Raw genomic sequence first — 19133 nt, 5'->3', positions numbered from 1 at the left:
CCGTTTTTTGATCGGTATTTTTTTGTTTATAACGTCAGCAAATAATCAATTGACCTCGTCAGTATTAATGGACTTTTTGATTGAAATTGTCTATAAATAGACAGTCAGGCAAATCAACGGAGAGGATAGCCATGAACACTTCAAAGGCCACTCACCACCAGCCACAACCAGAAGCCGGAAATACCGTTTTACCTGTGGTCTTCAATATTCTGGACAAATGGTCTTGTACCCAGGCACAGCAAATAGCCATGTTAGGTTTAACCAGCCGCTCAACCCTTAATAAATACCGGAGCCATCCGGAATCCGCCAAAGTCTCGAAAGATCTTCTTGAGCGTATGAGTTACATACTTAACATCCATAAATGCTTGCGCATCATGTTCACAGCAGAAGACAGCATTTATAACTGGGTACAGAAACCTAACTTCCATCCTTTTTTTGCAGGATCTTCCGCCATGGATGTGATGACTCAAGGGCGTGTGGTCGACCTTTATCAGGTGGCATCCCGCTTGAATGCATGGCGGGGCGGGCAGTCGTAGATGTCTTATCCGATTAAATCCTACGAAAATCAGCATTGTTATCGACTGATCCCTTCGAAATATCCACCAATTAACCTTTACGAAGATGTGTCTGATCCTGCACAGCTTGAAGCTATTTTTGCCGTTGAAGCGATCACTAATCCTCGTCTAGCTGAAGAAGTCGGCGACTTTTCGGGGATTGCCCCAGAAGATCGTTTAGTGGGTATTCCACACTGTAGCTTTGTTATGGCGGCGTTTACTCACATCAATCCTGATGGGGCCCGATTCAACACATCAGACTATGGTGCTTATTATGCCTCACCGGATGTAAACACTGCGATTAAAGAAACCGTGCACCATATAGAGCGGATAATGAGCTATACCAGCGAACCGGCGCAAGATATTCAAATGCGCTGTATTGATGCCTGGTTTACGGCTGAATTGACAGATTTGACTGGTAAAGAGTGTCTTGATTCACAGGTGTATCACCCGACAAATTATACCCACTCACAGGCCATTGCTGATAACGTAAAAAGTAAAAAAGGGGATGGTATTTTATATCAATCTATTCGTCATCAGGGCTATGATTGCTATGCGTTATTTAAACCTAACTTAGTGGATAAGGTTTGTCAGTCAAAACATTTTACTTATAAATGGAATGGCGGATCCGTTAACTCTGTACTTGAAATCAACCTAGTGTGAACGACTTGAAAAAAGCCGCTTAGCGGCTTTTTTTATGAACTGAATTTATACAGACGTTTTATTCCACACCGCAGAGACTCCCGGTTGATCCCCTTGGGTCCACCACTTCGCGGTGTATTCTTCGCCGTTAAACGTCACCTTATCGCCTTTGTTGTAAATGACGCTTGGTTGCCATATGGCCTCTCCGCCGCCAGACGACGCTTTTTCAACCGTTACCGTAATGGTATCGGAAGACGATTTACCGTTAGCCGTCACCGTTAACTGAAAGGTATAAGTCGCCGTTGTCAGATCTGTCACTGCAAAACTTGGCTTCACTGTATTGGCGTTTGTCAGTGTTACAGGGGTTCCCGAGACTTGCGACCAATTAAAGCTTAACGCATCTCCGTTTCTGTCATGAGATAACGCTCCAGTTAATTCGACAGATCCAATCGAGGTTACCTTGATATCAGCACCTGCGTATGCGACGGGAGCGACATCGCCGGCAGGTTTTTCTAAATACAGTGGTTTTTCAACACTTTCTGGCAAACACTTGTAGGTTGATTCCTGACCTTTAAAGGTACCGTTGCGGTCAAAGGCATCATATATACTGCCGTCTTTGTTACATAACTGACTCCACGGAGTATCAACCGGCAAGGCCAGCAAAATTGCATCCAGTACGTCACCAAACTGGTTGGCAAAGTCAATCACGCCATTTTGCTGGATATTACTGAACGCGATATAAGCACCATCCTGTGCCGCTTGAAGCTCCTCTTTGGTATAAAGCGGTGCTAAAGCATCAAGATAGGTAATAATTGTTTGCCAATCAATATTTGAAGTGTAGTAGCCAGGGTAGCCCGGGCCACTGGTATCAGCGACTTCTTTCAATGCCTTGGCTTTATACGGCACCTGATATAAGTAGTTGATACCAAAGCCACCAGAACCATCGCCAGTCAGATCGAAGCAAGAGTCGATGTTTGCTTTCTGCATACAGGCATCACGACGCTCCGGTTTTAGCGGGAACATCGCCAGACTCTCAGAGCTTAGCCCCCGGTTGTAACCAACAGAAATGATCTTGGTCAGTGCCTGTGGATCTTTAGCATCTTTGGCAAACAGGCCAAACTCCTGTGCCGAACGCGCCACGGTATAGTATGCGAAAATATTGTAGTAAGACGCGCCGATAGCACTCGGGACAAAACTGTTTTTGCCCGGTTCAGGTTTGAAAATCTGATTGTATAACGGTGATGTTTTTTCTGCCGGAGTGACAGCGTGATAGTCATCGGTCGGGTAAAGATCCTTATAAAAACGATTAGGGAACATCCGCATAAGCTCGCCATAGGCAGAATACATATGCCCCTCTAGCTGGAAGAAACCATCGTGTTTGGTTCGTCCGCCTCTCAAGGTGTTCCAAATCCCCCTAATGTCTGGCTGTGTTGCATCGACATCTTGGTATTTAGGCAGAATTGGGTAGGTGAAATAACCAGGAACATTGGCATAATCTGCGCCCATTCCGGCTTCTTGTAACGATTTAGCGGCATAGAGGTTGGCATCATGGTAAGGATCATCGATACCCGTGACATTTTTAAACAATGCCGCGGCATGTGCCATCGCCATGGCCCAGTGAGGGCGTTCATTAGGCAGTTGGAAAGAGTAAGGTGCCAGCCAGACCAGACGTTTTAGTTTTAAAATACGAATTTGCTGATCAACCACTTCCTGCCCCTGCGCTTTATACTGCTCGCTGACCTGATCAATCTCAGCCTGGGACAGTTCAAAATCCATCTGGCCGAGACGTATTTTTCCGGTCGGCATAAACAGTGCTGGATCTAACTGATAGGTATTAACCCCGATAATTTGTGCTGGCCAAGTATCAGAGGAAGGGAGCACCGCTTGTGCTTGCATACTACAAAGGCCGAGGACTGTTGCGGCCAAAATAGGCTTAACGTTGAGTCTTTCCATAATCTACACCTAATTAGAAAGTGATAAGGAGCCTCATTGCACAGAGGCTGGCGCAGAATTCAGTTTATTAATTAGGTAGGTAAGAAAACATAGTGTTAAGCAATGAGCTTCTGTTTTCTTGATCACATACATATTAAGTAGTCGGATCCGTATTATCTCTTGCTTAACTTTACGAGTGAGATCATCGGTGAGGGGTTCTCCGCTTGGTAGTGCGTCTATCGGAATATTAATCACAACAACAGAACAAGGACTGGAAGATCTGGCGTATGTCAAAGTTGTGCTTAGCAACTGTGCAGAGCTACCGCCAGATTGAAATTGGTAAAGACAACTAAGTGAAGGTTGATTAACAACCTCCACATGATGATTGAGGCGCGATTACTTCAGATAACGATCAATAAGGTGTTTTTTGAAGTATTCTGGATTCAGGCGCTCTCCTGTTGAATTAATCAGGATCTGATCTGTCGAGAGCGTACTCGCTTTCTTCCATACATGCTTATCTAGCCAGTTGAAAATCGGCGTCAGGTTTCGTTCGCGGATCAGGTTCTCGATGTTCATTTCTGTACGCATTGCTGCCATAAACTGCGCCGCATACATTGCGCCCAAGGTATACGACGGAAAATAGCCGAAGCTGCCGTCGGTCCAGTGGATATCTTGCATACAGCCATCGGTATAATTACCTTTGGTAGACAACCCAAGGTGTTCATTCATTTTTTTATCCCAAAGTTCGGGAATATCAGCAACCTCGATATTACCCTCAATCAAGTCACGCTCGATTTCATACCGTAATATGATATGGGCCGGGTAGGTGACTTCGTCAGCATCAACACGAATAAAATCAGGCTTAACACGGGTGCTGACAAGTGCAAGGTTGTCGCTTGTTAATGCCTTATCATCTGGGCGCATGAAAGCATCTTGAGCCAAAGGCGCCAGTAAACCAATAAAGGTCTCGTTGCGTGCCAACTGCATCTCAAAAAATAAACTTTGCGATTCGTGAAGGCCCATCGAACGGGCTTCACCCGCTGGTAAGTTGTGCCATTGAGCTGGAAGGCCTTGCTCATAACGGGCATGGCCCGTTTCATGAATAACGCCCATCAGCGCTGAGGTGAAATCTTCTTCATCATAGCGGGTTGTAATGCGAACATCGGTTGGAACACCGCCGCAAAATGGATGGACACTGACATCCAAACGGCCATGATTAAAATCGAAGCCCAGTTTATTCATCACTTCCAGGCTGATCTCTTTTTGAGCTTCAATTGGGAATGGGCCTTGAGGTGCGATCACCGTTTCAGTCGCCTGCTTCTCTTGTACTTGATGAATGAACGATGGTAACCATGATTTAAGATCAGCAAACAGTTGATCTAACTCTTTGGTCGTCATACCTGGCTCATAAAGATCAAGCAACGCGTCATAACGGCTTAACCCCGTCTCTTCTGAGCGTAGCTGAGCTTCTTTTCGCGCAAGTCTGACGACGGGTTCAAGGTTCTTACTAAAGTCATGCCAATTGTTTTCAGCACGTTGTGTCCGCCAGGCATGTTCACATTTTGACCCTGTCAGCGATTGTTCCTGAACCAAAGATTGTGGCAGTAGGTTGGCCATCTGCCAGCTGCGTTTCATCTCTTTCAGGCTAATCTGTTCTTCATCGGCAAGGGATTCGTGCTCTGCGAGATCAAACCAATCGGCTAATTGAGGTTCCGTGAGTAACTGGTGAGACAACACGGCCAATTCCGCCATGGCTTCTGAACGGGCTTCATTACCACCAGCGGGCATCATTGAAGCCTGGTCCCAACCACAGATAGCACCAAGGTGGCTTAAACGGGCATATTTTTTATAATGTTGTTCTAGTTTTTGATAGTAAGTCATCATCAGTCCTTGCGTAGACTTAAAAGCGTTAACCTCTAAGGATATCGATAAACGAAGAGATAAAAAATGCCTTTAGTAGTAAATGGTACATTATGATTATTATTCACGTTATGTATGACTAAAAAGTTGCCAGTGATGGGTGATTATATCGTTAGCGGTTTTTTATTCTGATTTTAATCGTGTAGAGGTCCATGAAAAAAAGTCATTGATGCTTTACTCAATGGTAGATATATAGATTTTTTGGCTCTGGGGCAGAGATTTATGCTGGCGCCTAAATACAACGAAGATGTTTAATTGAAATGGTTAAAGTCCGTTATCACAGGATCTGCCAAGTACTGAACTTACAGATTTTACAAACACTTACCGTGTGATGTAGGCAGGGAGGTTAAGGTGGCTTCCGGGTCTACACGATTAAAATCAGAATACTGATTTTACAGCGGAGATTTGCCCTCCGCTGGATATTCCGGATTAAATATTTGTCACATCAATAAACATCGATTCGTCAATATTCGAAGAGGAAACCTCTGCTTCTTTAAACTCGTATTCCGCTCTTTCTGTCGTACGATCCAATGGCAGCTCATTGAAATCGAATAAATTTCTGTCGGCTAACTGACTCGGACTGACGTTCTGAATGGATTTAAAGATGCTCTCAACACGACCTGGTGTTTTCTTGTCCCAGTCAATAAGCATTGCTTTGATATTTTGTCGTTGAAGATTTTCCTGAGAGCCACACAGGTTACATGGGATAATCGGGAATTCACGCTGCTCGGCGAAAGCGATTAAATCTTTTTCACGACAATAGGTTAGTGGGCGAATAACCACATTACGCTTGTCGTCAGAACGAAGCTTCGGCGGCATTGCTTTTAAGCGTGAACCATGGAACATATTAAGAAACATAGTTTCAACAATGTCGTCCATGTGGTGGCCAAGGGCAATCTTCGTTGCGCCGATCTTTTCAGCAAACGAGTACAACGTGCCTCTTCTTAAACGAGAGCAAAGGCCACACGTAGTTTTGCCTTCAGGGATTTTTTCTTTAACCACTGAATAGGTATCTTTATCAACGATATAATACGGGATACCAAGAGATTCAAAATATTTTGGCAAGATATGATCAGGAAACCCAGGTTGCTTTTGATCCAAGTTAACGGCAATAACGTCAAATTTGATAGGGGCCGCTTTTTGTAAGCTCAATAAAATATCAAGCATGGCAAAAGAATCTTTCCCGCCACTGATACATGCCATGACGACATCAGACTCTTCAATCATGTTGTAGTCAGTGATAGCATTGCCAACATTACGTCGAAGCTTTTTTTGCAGCTTATTGAACTCAAGGGTTTCTTTTCTTGTATCTTTTTGATTCATTCTCAAATCTCGTACTACCGTAATTAAAGTAGTGAACAGCTGATGGATTAGCGGGGGATTATAATGCTTTTTTACATTTTCTGGAAAGTTATCTTCAAATCCAGTTAAGAAGGCGCATCAAGGATGTATGTTTGGTTAAGAACCGTTCGGTAATTTTATCGATTTCTGTTTCGAGCAAGACCTCAAAAAATAGGTTTCATAATCACTTACTGTGATAAGTATGTATAATTTCAGCCATTCTTATCGTTAACCTGCGATATGACAAAGGAAAGAAGATGAAGAAAACGAATCTTGGGTTGATACTTGCAACAGCAGCACTAGCTATGACCGGCTGTACTGCCAATCAAGCTTCACAAGTCGGTATGCGTAGCAGTACGGTAACGAAAACCGCTCAGCAGATGTCGAATTTGGAAATATGTGAAACGTACGCGTATGGTCGGAGTACAACGCAGACACGGGTAGCAATTGCCAGTGAGTGGACACGTCGCGGGCTTAACCATAAATATTGCGATGAAATTGTCAACGAGCTCTATATCACTGCGTGGACTAAATGACTGACAGAGAACAAAGATAAAATTAAGCAAAAAGATCCAACCAAGCCCGTGCCGTTACCCGCCATACCGGTTGATTAAAGCCCATAGTAGCAACGCATTGTGTTAGTCACATGCCGATAGCGGTAAAAGAAAACGCCTCTGAATCAGAAGCGTTTTTGTGAGAGCGCGAAATAGAGCATTGAGAGTCGTTACATTAATCGATATTTGGCGCTAACGGACTAACGTACCCTTCAGGTTTTAGCGCCAGTAAATCACAATTTAAGCTATCAATTGTATGCTCAGCGGTGTTGCCAATAAATACAGCAGATAAGCCTGTGCGTCCTGTTGTCCCCAGGATCACTAATTCAGCATCTAACTCTTTTGCCACTTTGGGAATGACATCTTCAGGCAACCCCTCAACAACATGGGTCTGCTCTTCAGCAATACTATGTTTATGGCGTAATGCTTTCATCGATATTAAATGATGGCCGCGAACCGCATCACTGTATGAGGCGGGGTCAAATTCAGGCAACTCTATGGTGATATTAACGGGCGTTGCCGGATAGGCGTTTAACAGATTGACTTCTGCCCCTAAAATATCGGCAATACACTGCGCTTCACTTACAATCGCATCGTTGAGAGCATCATGCGTTTCACTTTCAGCGGCGAGGTTCACACATGCAAGTATTTTCCCATTATCTGGCCAGCTGTGATCTTTCACCATTAATACAGGGCAGGGGCATTTACGTAATAAATGCCAATCCGTTGGCGTGAAAATAACAGAGCCAATTTTGTCATGCTCATGAGTTGCTTTAATCAACAAGTCATGATGGTTGCTGAAAACTTCGGCTATGATGGCTTCATATGGACGGTTGTGCCAGACAACCAGAACGTCGATATCATTCCCTTCTTTCTGATACGGACGAATAATATCTTTTAACCATTCCTCACGCTGAACCACCACGCCGCGGCGCATTGCCTGGCGTTCCTCAGCAGAAAGCATAGAAGTCATTTCATAAGAAAAATCGTAGATAGCAAGAAAGACGGTAATTTTCACCCCGGAAGACTTGCTGGCAAGATGAACGGCACGAGATAAAGCCGGTTGATGGTCCTGAGTTTGATCGACAACAACAAGAATATTATTATATTTTTTCATAACAGCCCCCTGACACAACATGTGTTGGTATCAATACTAATCAGACATAGAGCTCTGATTTAACGCAAGACTTACCCGATTAGTATATTAACTGTAACGTATAGAAGAGATTAAGTGGAGTGCATATACCGATAAATATAAAAAAAGTGATACATCTCTAATGGATGTATCACTTTTTTTTTGCAAACAGATAAAACAGACAATTACGTGTTCTTTTTACTGACACCAGCAAGACGAGAAAGCTCATCGTGATCAATGATAGTAATGTATTTTCCCTTAACACTTAGCATATCGGACTTTTGAAAACGGCCTAATAAACGGCTGATGGTTTCTACCGTCAAACCAAGGTAATTACCGATATCACCACGGGTCATTGTCAGACGGAACTCACGAGGAGAAAAACCGCGCTGAGAAAATCGTAGCGAAAGGTTGTACAGGAATGCAGCTAAACGTTCTTCGGCATTTTTCTTTGAAAGCAAAAGTATCATTTCCTGATCACCTTTGATCTCATTGCTCATCAGTCGCATGATTTGCTGACGAAGTTTCGGCATTTTTCCAGATAAGTCATCAAGGGTCTCAAATGGAATTTCACATACCATCGACGTTTCAAGCGACTGGGCAAAACTGGGGTGCATCATTTCATTGATGGCATCAAAACCAACAAGATCACCGGCAAGGTGGAATGCAGTGATCTGCTCATCACCTTGTTCTGTAATCGTGTAGCTCTTGATTGTGCCAGAACGAATCGCATAAAGAGCTTTAAGTTCATCGCCCGCTTTAAAAAGCTCCTGGCCCTTTTGGATCGGCTTTTTGCGCTCAATAATGTGATCTAATTGATCTAACTCAGACTCATTCAGTGTGAATGGGATACACAACTGACTAATACTGCAATCCTGGCAGTGGATAGCACACCCACCTAACTGGACACGTTTGGTTGTAAGTTTGTCTGAAATCATAATCCTGCTAACCAATTTGATGTAGGTCAATATTTTAACATATTATGAAGCATTATTACGAGTATTAAAAAACCTCACAATAATTGTTTGATTGCAATGTAACCAGTATGGATGCCATAAGTCAGTAACAGTAAGGCACTTGCACGTTTGAAAAATAAATTTCTCAATAACCGCTTCAACTGTTCGGCAACTGAGCCCACAAGAAGCATTGCAGGAAGCGTGCCTAAACCAAATGCCAGCATAACACTTGCCCCGCCAAAGGCACTGCCAGATACGGCTGCCCAGCTCAGTGTTGAGTAAACTAATCCGCATGGTAACCAGCCCCAAAGCAAGCCAAAAGGCAGGGCAGACAGCGGGGACTTTAACGGTAATAATGATTTCGCTGTCGGTGAAATAAAGCGCCAGAAAAATTGCCCGACATGTTCAATTTTGGTTAATCCTTGCCACCACTGCCCCAAATACAGCGCAAGGCAGATCATCATAATAGCTGCAAATATGCGTAGTGAGATCAGAGCCGTCGCATAACCGCTATAAGCTGCCATCCCCGCGAAAGCGCCACCAATAATTGCACCGGCAATAGCATAAGAGATCAATCGGCCAAAATTATAACAGACAAGGTAAAGCCAGCGGTTATGCCGTTTTTTCTCTGCCATATGTTGGCCCGGCATGCCTAAGGTAAGTGCCGCGGCCACACCGCCGCACATACCGAAACAATGTCCGGCCCCCATCAGGCCAATGATAAAGGCTGCATAGAAGTCGATGTTCACGACGGCGTGCCTGTATCATTTGTTTTCGTTATGCGATCGTCTGCCTTATGGTCTGATGTCTGATCTTGCACCGTCGATTTTGCATCGGGTTCATTTTCATCAAACAGAATATTATAGCCCTGACGCTCCAGATCTTCGAACTGTTCGGACTTTACTGCCCATAAGAAGATCGCAACAGCAATGCAGACAAACACAATGGCAATCGGTATTAAGATATAAAGACTAGCCATTTTCTTTTAATAACCTTAAAGAATTTGATACAACAATGATTGAGCTGGCTGACATGCCAACCACCGCAATGTAAGGAGCAACAAAACCTGCAACCGCCAGCGGTAGAATAACGAGGTTATACCCCAAGGCCCAAAGCAGGTTTTCACGGATGATTTTTTTGGTGCGCAAAGCCAGCTGTCGTGCGCGCAAAATTCGTGAGAGCTGATCCCCTAACAGCACCATATCTGCCGATGATTTCGCAACATCTGTACCACCGCCCATGGCGACAGACAGGTGGGCACCGGCCAGCACGGGTGCATCATTGACACCATCACCAATCATAAGGGCGACATCAGTTGTCTCAAGGCTACGCAAATAAGCAAGTTTTCCTTCTGGTGTGACACCTGACACGAGCTTATTGACTTGGAGTTTGTCTGCAACAGCCTGGGCGCTGATAGAATTGTCACCCGTTAACATCGTGACTTGAATGCCGGCAGTCTGAAATTGCTGAACGAGCTCTGCACTATCATGACGAATTGGATCGTCTAATTTGAATGCAGCCACCAATTGGCGATCGCATGACATCCAGACCTGGTAGCTATTATCCGCACTATTTATCAGTACTTCAGCGTTAGGATTATGTTCCAGTACAAACGGAAGTTGGCCAATCCGCCATTCCTGACGGTTACGCTGGCCTTTCAAACCGCAACCAATCACATTTTCAACAGACTCAAAGTCATATCGGAAATCTTCGTCTTCGATAGATCGGCCACGGTAAGCAGCAAATGCCTTGGCAATAGGGTGGTTGGCAAATTGTTCCAGCTCTGCAGCAAAAGACAGCGCCTGTAGCTGGGTAAAATGACCGAATAGCTGAGTATCAACAAGGCGAACATTGCCTTCCGTTAGAGTGCCTGTTTTATCAATGACTAACTGGTTAACCTTGCACAGTGTTTCGAGCACGTGACCACGGCGAAGCAGAATGCCCAAACGCCCTAAACTTGACGTCGAGCATGTTAATGCCGTTGGGGTGGCGAGTGATAAGGCGCAAGGACAGGTCGCAACCAAAACCGCCAGGGTGATCCAAAGCGCATCGTCGGGTCGGTGTTGATGCCAGTACAGCCATGTACCCGCCGCAATAATCAAGATCCCAGCGACGAAGTAACGTGCCACGACATCGGCCAGAACGGCCACCTTCGGCTTCGACATCTGTGCTTCATCTTGCAGGCGGACAATGTTGGAAATCAACGAATTCTGACGGTCCTGCATGACTTTAAGCGTAATGTTACCTTCACCATTAATGGTTCCGGCAAAGATTTGTTCACCGACCCGGCGCGGGACCGGCATCGGTTCCCCGGTCAACATGGATTCATCAATGGTTGTTTCACCCTGTAAAATCTCACCATCGGCAGGCACGCTTTCACCTGGAAGAATAGTGACAACGTCACCGACTTTCAATGTTTTCGCCGCAACCTGAGAGCCATTTTTCAGCGTGGCCATTGCAGGAACTAATTTCAATAAGTTTGCACTGGCTGCTGCAGCATGGCGGCGGGCGCGCATTTCAAGAAAACGGCCAAGCAAGAGAAAGAAGGTAAACATCGAGATGGACTCGAAGAAGACTTCGCCTTTCTCCATCACGGTGGCATATAAACTGGCGACGTAGGCAAACAATAACGCAATCGAGACAGGAACATCCATGCCCAGGGTTCGGGCTTTTATATTACGCCAGGCATTGAGATAAAAAGGTAGGGCAGAATAGAGCAGTACTGGTGTGGCAAAAATTAAACTGACCCAACGAAGGTAGTTTCTGAATTCGGTATCTAAATCACCGAACACTTCAAAATATAAAGCAACCGCGAGCATCATGACCTGCATGGTCGCAATACCGGCAACACCTAAGCGATAAAGGTATTGCTTCATGGCATTGTGATATTGCTGCTCTTGAGCATCAGCTTCAAAAGGTGCGGCTTTGTAACCCAGTTGATGAATGGCAGAAAGAAGATGACTGAGTTTGGCTTTTGCAGGATCCCATTTTAGTAAGGCCCGGTGAGTCGTGGTATTGACCCGAATTGAAACGACCCCTGATTCACGCATTAACTGCTTTTCGATGAGCCAGGCACATGCCGCACATGAAACACCGTCAAGGGAGAGGGAGACCTCTTTACTGTTTTCGACATCACGAACAAATTCCTGCTGAACTTCTTCATGATCATACAGTAATAACGATTTTAGTTTTTGCGGAACTAACTCGGCTTTTTCCGCCGGCGCGGTACGGTACTCATAATAAGAGGTCAGCCCGCTTTCAACGATGGTTGTTGCGACAGCTTGACACCCGGGACAACACATATCACGCGTTTTGCCCAGGATCTCAACTTCATAGTGGCAATCCTGCGGAACAGGATCACCGCAATGATAACAGTCAATAATTCTGTTTGTATCTGTTGTCATTCCTTGATCTGCCCGTACAACGAAATCGGGTCGGACGTTGGTAAGTTAACACGACCTTGCAACATCCAATCGCCATCAAATGGTTCAAGCTCAACAAACCAAGGGCCCTGCAGAGGCTCTGGGGCGTTAAAGCGATAAGTTCCTTTCAGATCGGCACTGACCATCTGGGTGAAATCATTATTGGCCAGCGTACGGTGGGTAAAGGTAACACGCAAGTTTGGATAGGCTGCGAGATCACCTTTATCAAAATTCAATACGATACTGTTTTCATCAACATTAACCGAAGCTTTCAGCTTTAATGCATCAGAGACTCGCAGGCGAGAAAGATCGACATTAATGGCTTTGCCTTCCTTGTAATAATCTTCTGCAACAAGATCGACCTGGTTTTGGGAAAAGATATAGACAGCGGTAAGGCTGTAGATTACCGACGTTGCAGGAATAGCAATAACGAACCAAGGCCAAAACTGCTTATACCATGGCTTTTGCATGATGATTACCTTTGAAGAATAGAGGGTATTAGCCCCTGAAAATAACAGGGGCCAAGTATTATGTCTCAGTTATTATTGCTAATTTCATCATTAACATGTAACTGATTATTAAAAGTAAATACTACTTGTCGGTATCGTTAGTCAAGTTCCATACATAGGCAGAAATGAGTTGAATTTTATCTTCATCCAATACACCGTTCCATGCTGGCATCACGCCTTGACGACCATGCATAACCGTCGCTTCAACCGCGCGACGAGAACCGCCATACAGCCAAGTGCTATCCGTTAAGTCAGGGGCACCAAATGCAGGGTTACCTTTACCATCTGTACCGTGGCAGGCTGCACAAACAACGAAGCGTTGTTTACCCGCGGCTGCCTCTTTGGCATTCACTTTTCGACCAGACAGGCTAAGTACATAACTAGTGACTTCTTTAGCCCCGTCTTTACCCAGCACATCTCCCCAGGCCGGCATCACTCCAATACGACCATTCATGATGGTTGTTTTGATCGTTTCAGCCTCACCGCCATATAACCAGGCATCGTCGGTTAGGTTAGGGAAGCCCGCTTGGCCACGAGCATCAGAACCATGGCATTGCGAACAGTTCTGAATAAACAGACGCTGGCCAACTTTAATTGCTTCTGAATTACCGGCAATCTCCGTAATAGGAAGCAGGGTGTTACCTGACTCGTCGTATGCCAGAGTTTTAAATGTTTCACCGAATTTTGCTTCAGCTTCATCCAACTCTTTTGCATATTGATCCAAGCGCTTGTCTTGTTGGGCGCTAGCGACAGATACGCGAGACTCTTCAATAGAACGAACGGTCTGATCTGAACTTTGCCAACCTAAAAAGCCTTTGTAATTACCTAATCCCGGATAAAGGAATAAATAAAGCACACTGAAGACTAACGTGGCCCAAAACATGTAGGACCACCATTTAGGCAGTGGGTTATTGATTTCACGAATACCGTCGTATTCGTGCCCCATATCTTCGCCTTCTTCAACACCCATGGTATCTTTGCTACACCAGTAAAGCAGGCCAGCAATAGCAACCAGGCTGCCAATAGTGATGACGCTAATCCATAGACTCCAAAACGTAGTCATGCTTCCTGACTCCTGTCATTCTCACGCGTAATCAAATCTTTATCTTCATCTGCAAACACCAAATTTGCAGCTTCATTAAAGTCAGATTTGCGGCGCTTACTGTATGCCCAAAAGAAAACACCAATGAAGCTGATGAACAACACAACAGTCCAAACACTATGAATGGTTATAATATCCATGTGGTATCTCCTTATTTCATCGCGTGACCAAGTGACTGAAGGTAAGCAATAACAGCATCCATTTCAGTCTTGCCTTTCACGTCTTCGCTGGCATTAGCAACTTGCTCTTCAGTGTACGGAACACCAAAAGTATCTCGGAAAAGAGCAAGCTTTTTAGACGTGAGTTTTCCATCAAGCTCATTTTCTTCCAACCAAGGGAAGCCAGGCATATTTGACTCAGGTACAACAGCGCGAGGATCACGCAAATGCACACGGTGCCAGTCATCAGAGTATCGGTCGCCAACGCGAGCTAAGTCAGGGCCAGTACGTTTCGAGCCCCAAAGGAACGGGTGTTCCCATACACTTTCACCGGCAACGGAGTAGTGACCATAGCGTTCTGTTTCAGAACGGAAAGGACGAATCATCTGACTGTGACAAACGTTACAGCCTTCACGGATATAAATGTCACGACCTTCCATTTCTAACGCCGTATAAGGGCGCAGATTTTCAACCGGCTCTGTCGTCTGCTCCTGATAAATAAGCGGTGTAATTTCTACCAGCGCACCAAAACTGATGGCGATAACAATAAGGATCGCCAGGAGGCCGACATTCTTTTCTACAATTTCATGACGATTGCTCATCTGTCGAACTCCTTATGCTGGTTGTTCTGTTGCTTGCAGGCTTTCTTTCGGCGCAGAAATGGTCTTATAGGCGTTGTACGCCATTAGGAACATGCCACTCAGGAAGATGAAACCACCAACAAAACGAACAAAGTAGAACGGATAGGACGCTTGTAGAGACTCTACGAAGCTATATGTCAGGGTGCCGTCTGTATTGACCGCACGCCACATCAGGCCCTGCATAACACCGGAAATCCACATTGCTACGATATACAGAACCGTACCAATCGTTGCCAGCCAGAAGTGAACGTTGATCAGTTTTACTGAGTACATACGACCTTGGCCAAACAATTTAGGGATCAGGTGATAAATAGAACCGATAGAAACCATTGCAACCCAACCTAACGCACCAGAGTGAACATGACCGATGGTCCAGTCAGTATAGTGAGAAAGAGCGTTGACCGTCTTAATCGCCATCATCGGGCCTTCGAAGGTAGACATACCGTAGAAAGACAATGAAACCACTAAGAAACGGAGGATTGGATCATAACGCAGCTTATGCCAGGCCCCGGAAAGCGTCATGATACCGTTGATCATGCCGCCCCATGATGGCGCAAACAGAACCAGCGACATCACCATACCTAGCGACTGAGTCCAGTCAGGCAGGGCAGTATAATGAAGGTGGTGAGGACCAGCCCAGATATACAACGAAATCAGTGCCCAGAAGTGCACAACAGATAGACGGTATGAGTAAACAGGACGACCGGCTTGCTTAGGAACAAAATAGTACATCATGCCTAAGAAGCCCGCTGTAAGTAAGAAACCTACCGCGTTGTGCCCGTACCACCACTGGACCATCGCATCCACGGCTCCTGAATAAACCGAATAGGATTTAGTCATAGAGACGGGGATAGCCAGACTATTCACAATGTGAAGTACTGCTACCGTTAAAATAAAGGCACCGAAGAACCAGTTCGCAACATAAATGTGCGAGGTCTTTCTTTTGATCATGGTACCGAAAAAGACAATGGCATAGGCTACCCATACAGCTGTAATGGCGATATCAATCGGCCATTCCAGCTCTGCGTATTCTTTACCAGAGGTCCAGCCCATCGGCAGTGAGATTGCCGCGGAAAGGATAACTGCTTGCCAGCCCCAGAAGGTGAACGCTGCTAACTTCCCACCGAATAGTCTTGTTTGACAAGTACGCTGAACTACGTAATAAGACGTAGCAAATAACGCACTGGTACCGAATGCGAAGATCACTGCATTAGTATGCAATGGACGCAGACGGCTGTATGTCAACCAAGGGGTATCGAAGTTTAGCGCTGGCCACACCAGCTGAGCGGCAATTAATACACCAACGCCCATACCGACAATTCCCCATAGTATGGTGACTAAGGTAAATTGACGTACGACCGTATAGTTGTAGCTTTCTTCAAGCTGCTTTACTTCGCTCATATTGCATGCTTCCACTTTGAATTTTTTAACTACACTCTTACTTTCCTTGTGCGAACAACGAGTTGTCGCAATGCCACCCAAAGCTTGTTAAATGTCTTGTTGCTTTTTCAAACAACTCAACAATCAAATTGCTATTTTATTGTAAAAGTGGCATTTTCAATGCCAATAATACTTCACTTAACAACTGAATGACAGCGTAATGCCCACACGTCATTTACGGTTAAGCAACATTTATTTGAAAACTTTGACACCTGTAACACGGGAAGTATGGAAAAATGGCAGCAGAAAAACTAACAAAAGCCCGATTAATTCAAATCATATTTTTAATGACAGTTTTAATGGCGGCATTTGTATGGAGAACAATTACATATAATGACTCGAAACCAGCAGATGACAAGGCTACTCAATGTCAGGTTAAAGCTGGAACGTGTGTATTCGAAGAGGAACAACAAGAGCTGGAGATCATCTTATCGCCTTCGCCCGCTGTCGCGGAATCCCCCCTGATCGTACAAATCGGTAACGTAAATGTTAAGCCGACGGCCACCGTTGAAGGTATTGATATGTTTATGGGGACGATACCGGTCATTTTTGAACAAAAAGGGGACGTTTGGTTGGGACATTTTAGTGTTCCGGCTTGTGTTCACCCTAAAATGGACTGGCGGATGAATCTGGAGCAGGGCGGTAAAAAGGTTATTGTGAAATTTACCGTGATAAAATAATTTAAAGTTGAGACGCTGGCAGCACCAATCTATATGACATTAAGGCGTGGCAAACTACGCCTTAATGTCATCTGTTTTTATGGGGCATAAAACATCTTCTTCGTCATCCCGCCATCCAGGGTGAAATTTTGCCCGGTGATAAATCCAGATTGTTCACTGAGCAAAAACGTTACCATAGAAGCGACATCATCAACATGGCCAACTCGTCCTGTTAAGTGTTGCTGTTCATCAACAGAGCGTAATGTTTTATCTGCTGTATTGATCCAGCCCGGAGAGATGCAATTAACCCGGATATCAGGCCCTAAACTGTTTGCTAAGGCATGCGTCAATGCAACCAGTCCTCCTTTGGATGCGCTGTAGGCTTCTGTATTCGGTTCAGACTGTTGTGCGCGAGTTGAGCTAATATTAACCACCGCACCTTTTGACTCTCTCAGTAACGGTAGGCAAAGTTTGGTTAACATTACAGGCGCAGTTAAGTTAACTTGCAGCACCCGGTTCCAATCATAAATATCTAATAGATCTAAAGGAGAATTATAAGGATTGGCTATTGCAGCGTTATTGACCAGCCCATCTAATTGACCAAACTGCGAACCAATTTCGCTAATCACCGCAGCAAGTTCTGATTCAACGGTAACATCCGCACACCGAAATCGAATCCGAGGCTCTTCTGCAACCAATTCAAATCCGGCTTCTTCATTCATGTCAATCGCGATGACAATCGCATTAGTCTTAACGAGTGTTTTGCAAATACCCTTGCCAATACCGTTCGCACCACCCGTCACCAAAATTACTTTACTCGTCATTGATTCCCTTCAGTTTTCGACAGTTTGCTCTGATATTATTCATTAGCGGCTAATAAACATCAGACTTTAGTCATAAAATGAGATTACTTACTGATTGCTGAGTGAAAAGTGTCTATTATGGAAAAAAGTGATAATTAACAGTAAATCAATATGGATATAGCAACCAGTTTCTCTGCCTTTCATTTATCCGAACATGCTATTTCAGATGCTATCAGCAAGCTGGATCTGAAAATAGCGAACCCCAAGCTGGTATTAGTCTATTTTTCAGAACATTATGATGAGAGTCTGCTTCAGACAAGCCTGCAGCAAGCCTATCCTCACGCACAGATATTAGGGTGTTCGTCTTGTCAGGGAGTTATGACCGATGAAGGCTATAACCGTGGCGAAGGTATTGCACTATGGGCAATAAATGACAACACCGGTGCATTTGGCACCGCCATTGTCTCAACCAATCAAGCTCCCTTCGACATAGCTCGCCAAGCGGTATTACGCGCAATTGAAAATAGCGGCCGACCCGGCGAACTTCCGGCCTTAATTTTACTGCATGCAACGCCAGGAAACGAAGAAGACATTATCAAGGGGATAGAACATGAGCTTGGTCCCTCGGTTCCTATTATCGGGGGCAGTGCTGCTGATGATTTTGCACAAGGGAACTGGAAGTTATTTACTCATGAGCAAAGCACCCAAAATGGCGTAGGTTTATGTGTGTTTTATCCTTCCTGCCAAGTGAGCTATTCGTTTCATTCTGGTTATGCCTCTACCGGCATGTCAGCCATAGTGACTCGTGTCGAAGGGCGGGAAATTATTGAACTGGATAACCAACCCGCCATTAAAATGTATCAGAACTGGCTGGATAAAAACGCAAACACTGACAATACCGAGAGCATTATTAGCGAAAGTAGCTTAAGCACTTTAAGTCCCTTAGGGCGAGTGGCGGGAAAAGTACATGATTTACCCTATTTTAAACTCGCTCATCCGAGAACAGTCACGAAAAGAGGGGGGATTGAGCTGTTTGCTACGGTCGAGGAAGGCGAACGAGTCTATTTGATGGCAGGCACTGAAGAACGCCTGGTTACCAGAGCGGGTAGGGTCATTGATTCGGCTAATGACCTCAATAACAGTCGGGAGTTAGATCCCATAGGCGGGATCACCATATACTGTGCCGGTTGCATGTTAAAAGTACAACATAGAATGCATCAAGTCGCCCATTATGTGAATCGGGCCATGCATGCAGCTCCTTTTGTCTGCCCATTCACATTTGGTGAACAAGGGCAATTTATTGGTGGCGAGAATGCGCATGGCAATTTAATGATCTCAGCTGTTTTATTTCATAGGGATTAATAA

General features: G+C 44.9%; 19 protein-coding genes. 5 read left to right on the top strand and 14 right to left on the bottom strand.

The features are described from left to right. Positions 1-131 precede the first annotated feature (131 nt). Both R3289_RS05535 and R3289_RS05530 read left to right on the top strand, forming a co-directional pair. Positions 132-536, top strand: coding sequence for an MbcA/ParS/Xre antitoxin family protein (locus R3289_RS05535; protein ID WP_318924485.1), 405 nt, complete (start codon positions 132-134; stop codon positions 534-536). Continuing rightward, positions 537-1217: an RES family NAD+ phosphorylase gene (locus R3289_RS05530; protein ID WP_318924484.1), complete on the top strand. Its 681-nt coding sequence runs from the start codon at positions 537-539 to the stop codon at positions 1215-1217. 45 nt (positions 1218-1262) lie between these two features. Here the strand turns inward: R3289_RS05530 and R3289_RS05525 are convergent, their stop codons facing one another. The 3 genes from R3289_RS05525 to ttcA all read right to left on the bottom strand — a co-directional run bounded on the left by R3289_RS05525 (position 1263) and on the right by ttcA (position 6371). Continuing rightward, positions 1263-3149, bottom strand: a complete 1887-nt coding sequence (locus tag R3289_RS05525; protein ID WP_318924483.1) for a PKD domain-containing protein — start codon at positions 3147-3149, stop codon at positions 1263-1265. 375 nt (positions 3150-3524) lie between these two features. Beyond that, positions 3525-5009: a carboxypeptidase M32 gene (locus R3289_RS05520; protein ID WP_318924482.1), complete on the bottom strand. Its 1485-nt coding sequence runs from the start codon at positions 5007-5009 to the stop codon at positions 3525-3527. A 468-nt stretch (positions 5010-5477) separates the two neighbouring features. After that, the gene (gene ttcA / locus R3289_RS05515) at positions 5478-6371 is read right to left on the bottom strand and encodes a tRNA 2-thiocytidine(32) synthetase TtcA (protein ID WP_318924481.1); all 894 of its coding nucleotides are present in this window, start codon (positions 6369-6371) and stop codon (positions 5478-5480) included. A gap of 275 nt (positions 6372-6646) precedes the next feature. Between ttcA and R3289_RS05510 the strand changes: the two genes are divergently transcribed. Further along, positions 6647-6925, top strand: coding sequence for a hypothetical protein (locus tag R3289_RS05510; protein ID WP_318924480.1), 279 nt, complete (start codon positions 6647-6649; stop codon positions 6923-6925). Positions 6926-7118: 193 nt separating this feature from the next. On the opposite strand, the gene uspE is transcribed toward R3289_RS05510, so the two are convergent. The 10 genes from uspE to ccoN all read right to left on the bottom strand — a co-directional run bounded on the left by uspE (position 7119) and on the right by ccoN (position 16267). Further along, positions 7119-8060, bottom strand: coding sequence for a universal stress protein UspE (uspE, locus tag R3289_RS05505; protein ID WP_318924479.1), 942 nt, complete (start codon positions 8058-8060; stop codon positions 7119-7121). A gap of 203 nt (positions 8061-8263) precedes the next feature. After that, positions 8264-9016, bottom strand: coding sequence for an FNR family transcription factor (locus R3289_RS05500; RefSeq protein WP_318924478.1), 753 nt, complete (start codon positions 9014-9016; stop codon positions 8264-8266). A gap of 74 nt (positions 9017-9090) precedes the next feature. After that, positions 9091-9783, bottom strand: a complete 693-nt coding sequence (locus R3289_RS05495; protein ID WP_318924477.1) for a sulfite exporter TauE/SafE family protein — start codon at positions 9781-9783, stop codon at positions 9091-9093. Then, positions 9780-10013 carry a cbb3-type cytochrome oxidase assembly protein CcoS gene (gene ccoS / locus R3289_RS05490; protein ID WP_318924476.1) on the bottom strand — a complete coding sequence of 78 codons (234 nt, stop codon included), beginning with the start codon at positions 10011-10013 and terminating at the stop codon, positions 9780-9782. Before ccoS ends, R3289_RS05495 begins: the two co-directional genes overlap by 4 nt. After that, complete coding sequence (locus tag R3289_RS05485) at positions 10006-12438, bottom strand: heavy metal translocating P-type ATPase (protein WP_318924475.1); 2433 nt, start codon at positions 12436-12438, stop codon at positions 10006-10008. The genes ccoS and R3289_RS05485 overlap by 8 nt, the downstream gene beginning before the upstream one ends. After that, entirely contained in the window at positions 12435-12926 is a 492-nt protein-coding gene (locus R3289_RS05480) for a FixH family protein (RefSeq protein ID WP_318924474.1), read from the bottom strand. The genes R3289_RS05485 and R3289_RS05480 overlap by 4 nt, the downstream gene beginning before the upstream one ends. A 121-nt stretch (positions 12927-13047) precedes the next feature. Next, positions 13048-14028 (bottom strand): cytochrome-c oxidase, cbb3-type subunit III, encoded by a 981-nt coding sequence (gene ccoP, locus R3289_RS05475; protein WP_318924473.1) that lies wholly within the window; start codon positions 14026-14028, stop codon positions 13048-13050. Then, the gene (locus R3289_RS05470) at positions 14025-14207 is read right to left on the bottom strand and encodes a cbb3-type cytochrome oxidase subunit 3 (protein ID WP_318924472.1); all 183 of its coding nucleotides are present in this window, start codon (positions 14205-14207) and stop codon (positions 14025-14027) included. The genes ccoP and R3289_RS05470 overlap by 4 nt, the downstream gene beginning before the upstream one ends. Before the next feature lie 11 nt (positions 14208-14218). Then, complete coding sequence (gene ccoO / locus R3289_RS05465; protein WP_318924471.1) at positions 14219-14827, bottom strand: cytochrome-c oxidase, cbb3-type subunit II; 609 nt, start codon at positions 14825-14827, stop codon at positions 14219-14221. 12 nt (positions 14828-14839) lie between these two features. Continuing rightward, positions 14840-16267 carry a cytochrome-c oxidase, cbb3-type subunit I gene (ccoN, locus tag R3289_RS05460; RefSeq protein ID WP_318924470.1) on the bottom strand — a complete coding sequence of 476 codons (1428 nt, stop codon included), beginning with the start codon at positions 16265-16267 and terminating at the stop codon, positions 14840-14842. A 275-nt stretch (positions 16268-16542) separates the two neighbouring features. On the opposite strand from ccoN, the gene R3289_RS05455 reads away from it, so the two are divergent. After that, positions 16543-16986 (top strand): hypothetical protein, encoded by a 444-nt coding sequence (locus R3289_RS05455; RefSeq protein WP_318924469.1) that lies wholly within the window; start codon positions 16543-16545, stop codon positions 16984-16986. 77 nt (positions 16987-17063) lie between these two features. Here the strand turns inward: R3289_RS05455 and R3289_RS05450 are convergent, their stop codons facing one another. Continuing rightward, positions 17064-17789 (bottom strand): SDR family oxidoreductase, encoded by a 726-nt coding sequence (locus R3289_RS05450; protein WP_318924468.1) that lies wholly within the window; start codon positions 17787-17789, stop codon positions 17064-17066. Positions 17790-17939: 150 nt separating this feature from the next. Between R3289_RS05450 and R3289_RS05445 the strand changes: the two genes are divergently transcribed. Further along, the gene (locus tag R3289_RS05445; protein ID WP_318924467.1) at positions 17940-19130 is read left to right on the top strand and encodes an FIST signal transduction protein; all 1191 of its coding nucleotides are present in this window, start codon (positions 17940-17942) and stop codon (positions 19128-19130) included. Positions 19131-19133 lie beyond the last annotated feature (3 nt).

Origin of the sequence: Photobacterium sp. (assembly GCF_033720175.1) — a bacterium.
GTDB lineage: Bacteria > Pseudomonadota > Gammaproteobacteria > Enterobacterales > Vibrionaceae > Photobacterium.
The sequence above is the reverse complement of the archived record's forward strand: the minus strand, read 5'-3'. Positions and strand labels throughout refer to the sequence as shown.

Excerpts from the sequence above, each read along its gene's own strand:
- R3289_RS05535 (WP_318924485.1), top strand. The coding sequence starts at position 132 with ATGAACACTTCAAAGGCCACTCACCACCAGCCACAACCAGAAGCCGGA.
- R3289_RS05530 (WP_318924484.1), top strand. The coding sequence starts at position 537 with ATGTCTTATCCGATTAAATCCTACGAAAATCAGCATTGTTATCGACTG.
- R3289_RS05525 (WP_318924483.1), bottom strand. The coding sequence starts at position 3,149 with ATGGAAAGACTCAACGTTAAGCCTATTTTGGCCGCAACAGTCCTCGGC.
- R3289_RS05520 (WP_318924482.1), bottom strand. The coding sequence starts at position 5,009 with ATGACTTACTATCAAAAACTAGAACAACATTATAAAAAATATGCCCGT.
- ttcA (WP_318924481.1), bottom strand. The coding sequence starts at position 6,371 with ATGAATCAAAAAGATACAAGAAAAGAAACCCTTGAGTTCAATAAGCTG.
- R3289_RS05510 (WP_318924480.1), top strand. The coding sequence starts at position 6,647 with ATGAAGAAAACGAATCTTGGGTTGATACTTGCAACAGCAGCACTAGCT.
- uspE (WP_318924479.1), bottom strand. The coding sequence starts at position 8,060 with ATGAAAAAATATAATAATATTCTTGTTGTTGTCGATCAAACTCAGGAC.
- R3289_RS05500 (WP_318924478.1), bottom strand. The coding sequence starts at position 9,016 with ATGATTTCAGACAAACTTACAACCAAACGTGTCCAGTTAGGTGGGTGT.
- ccoS (WP_318924476.1), bottom strand. The coding sequence starts at position 10,013 with ATGGCTAGTCTTTATATCTTAATACCGATTGCCATTGTGTTTGTCTGC.
- R3289_RS05485 (WP_318924475.1), bottom strand. The coding sequence starts at position 12,438 with ATGACAACAGATACAAACAGAATTATTGACTGTTATCATTGCGGTGAT.
- R3289_RS05480 (WP_318924474.1), bottom strand. The coding sequence starts at position 12,926 with ATGCAAAAGCCATGGTATAAGCAGTTTTGGCCTTGGTTCGTTATTGCT.
- ccoP (WP_318924473.1), bottom strand. The coding sequence starts at position 14,028 with ATGACTACGTTTTGGAGTCTATGGATTAGCGTCATCACTATTGGCAGC.
- R3289_RS05470 (WP_318924472.1), bottom strand. The coding sequence starts at position 14,207 with ATGGATATTATAACCATTCATAGTGTTTGGACTGTTGTGTTGTTCATC.
- ccoO (WP_318924471.1), bottom strand. The coding sequence starts at position 14,827 with ATGAGCAATCGTCATGAAATTGTAGAAAAGAATGTCGGCCTCCTGGCG.
- ccoN (WP_318924470.1), bottom strand. The coding sequence starts at position 16,267 with ATGAGCGAAGTAAAGCAGCTTGAAGAAAGCTACAACTATACGGTCGTA.
- R3289_RS05455 (WP_318924469.1), top strand. The coding sequence starts at position 16,543 with ATGGCAGCAGAAAAACTAACAAAAGCCCGATTAATTCAAATCATATTT.
- R3289_RS05450 (WP_318924468.1), bottom strand. The coding sequence starts at position 17,789 with ATGACGAGTAAAGTAATTTTGGTGACGGGTGGTGCGAACGGTATTGGC.
- R3289_RS05445 (WP_318924467.1), top strand. The coding sequence starts at position 17,940 with ATGGATATAGCAACCAGTTTCTCTGCCTTTCATTTATCCGAACATGCT.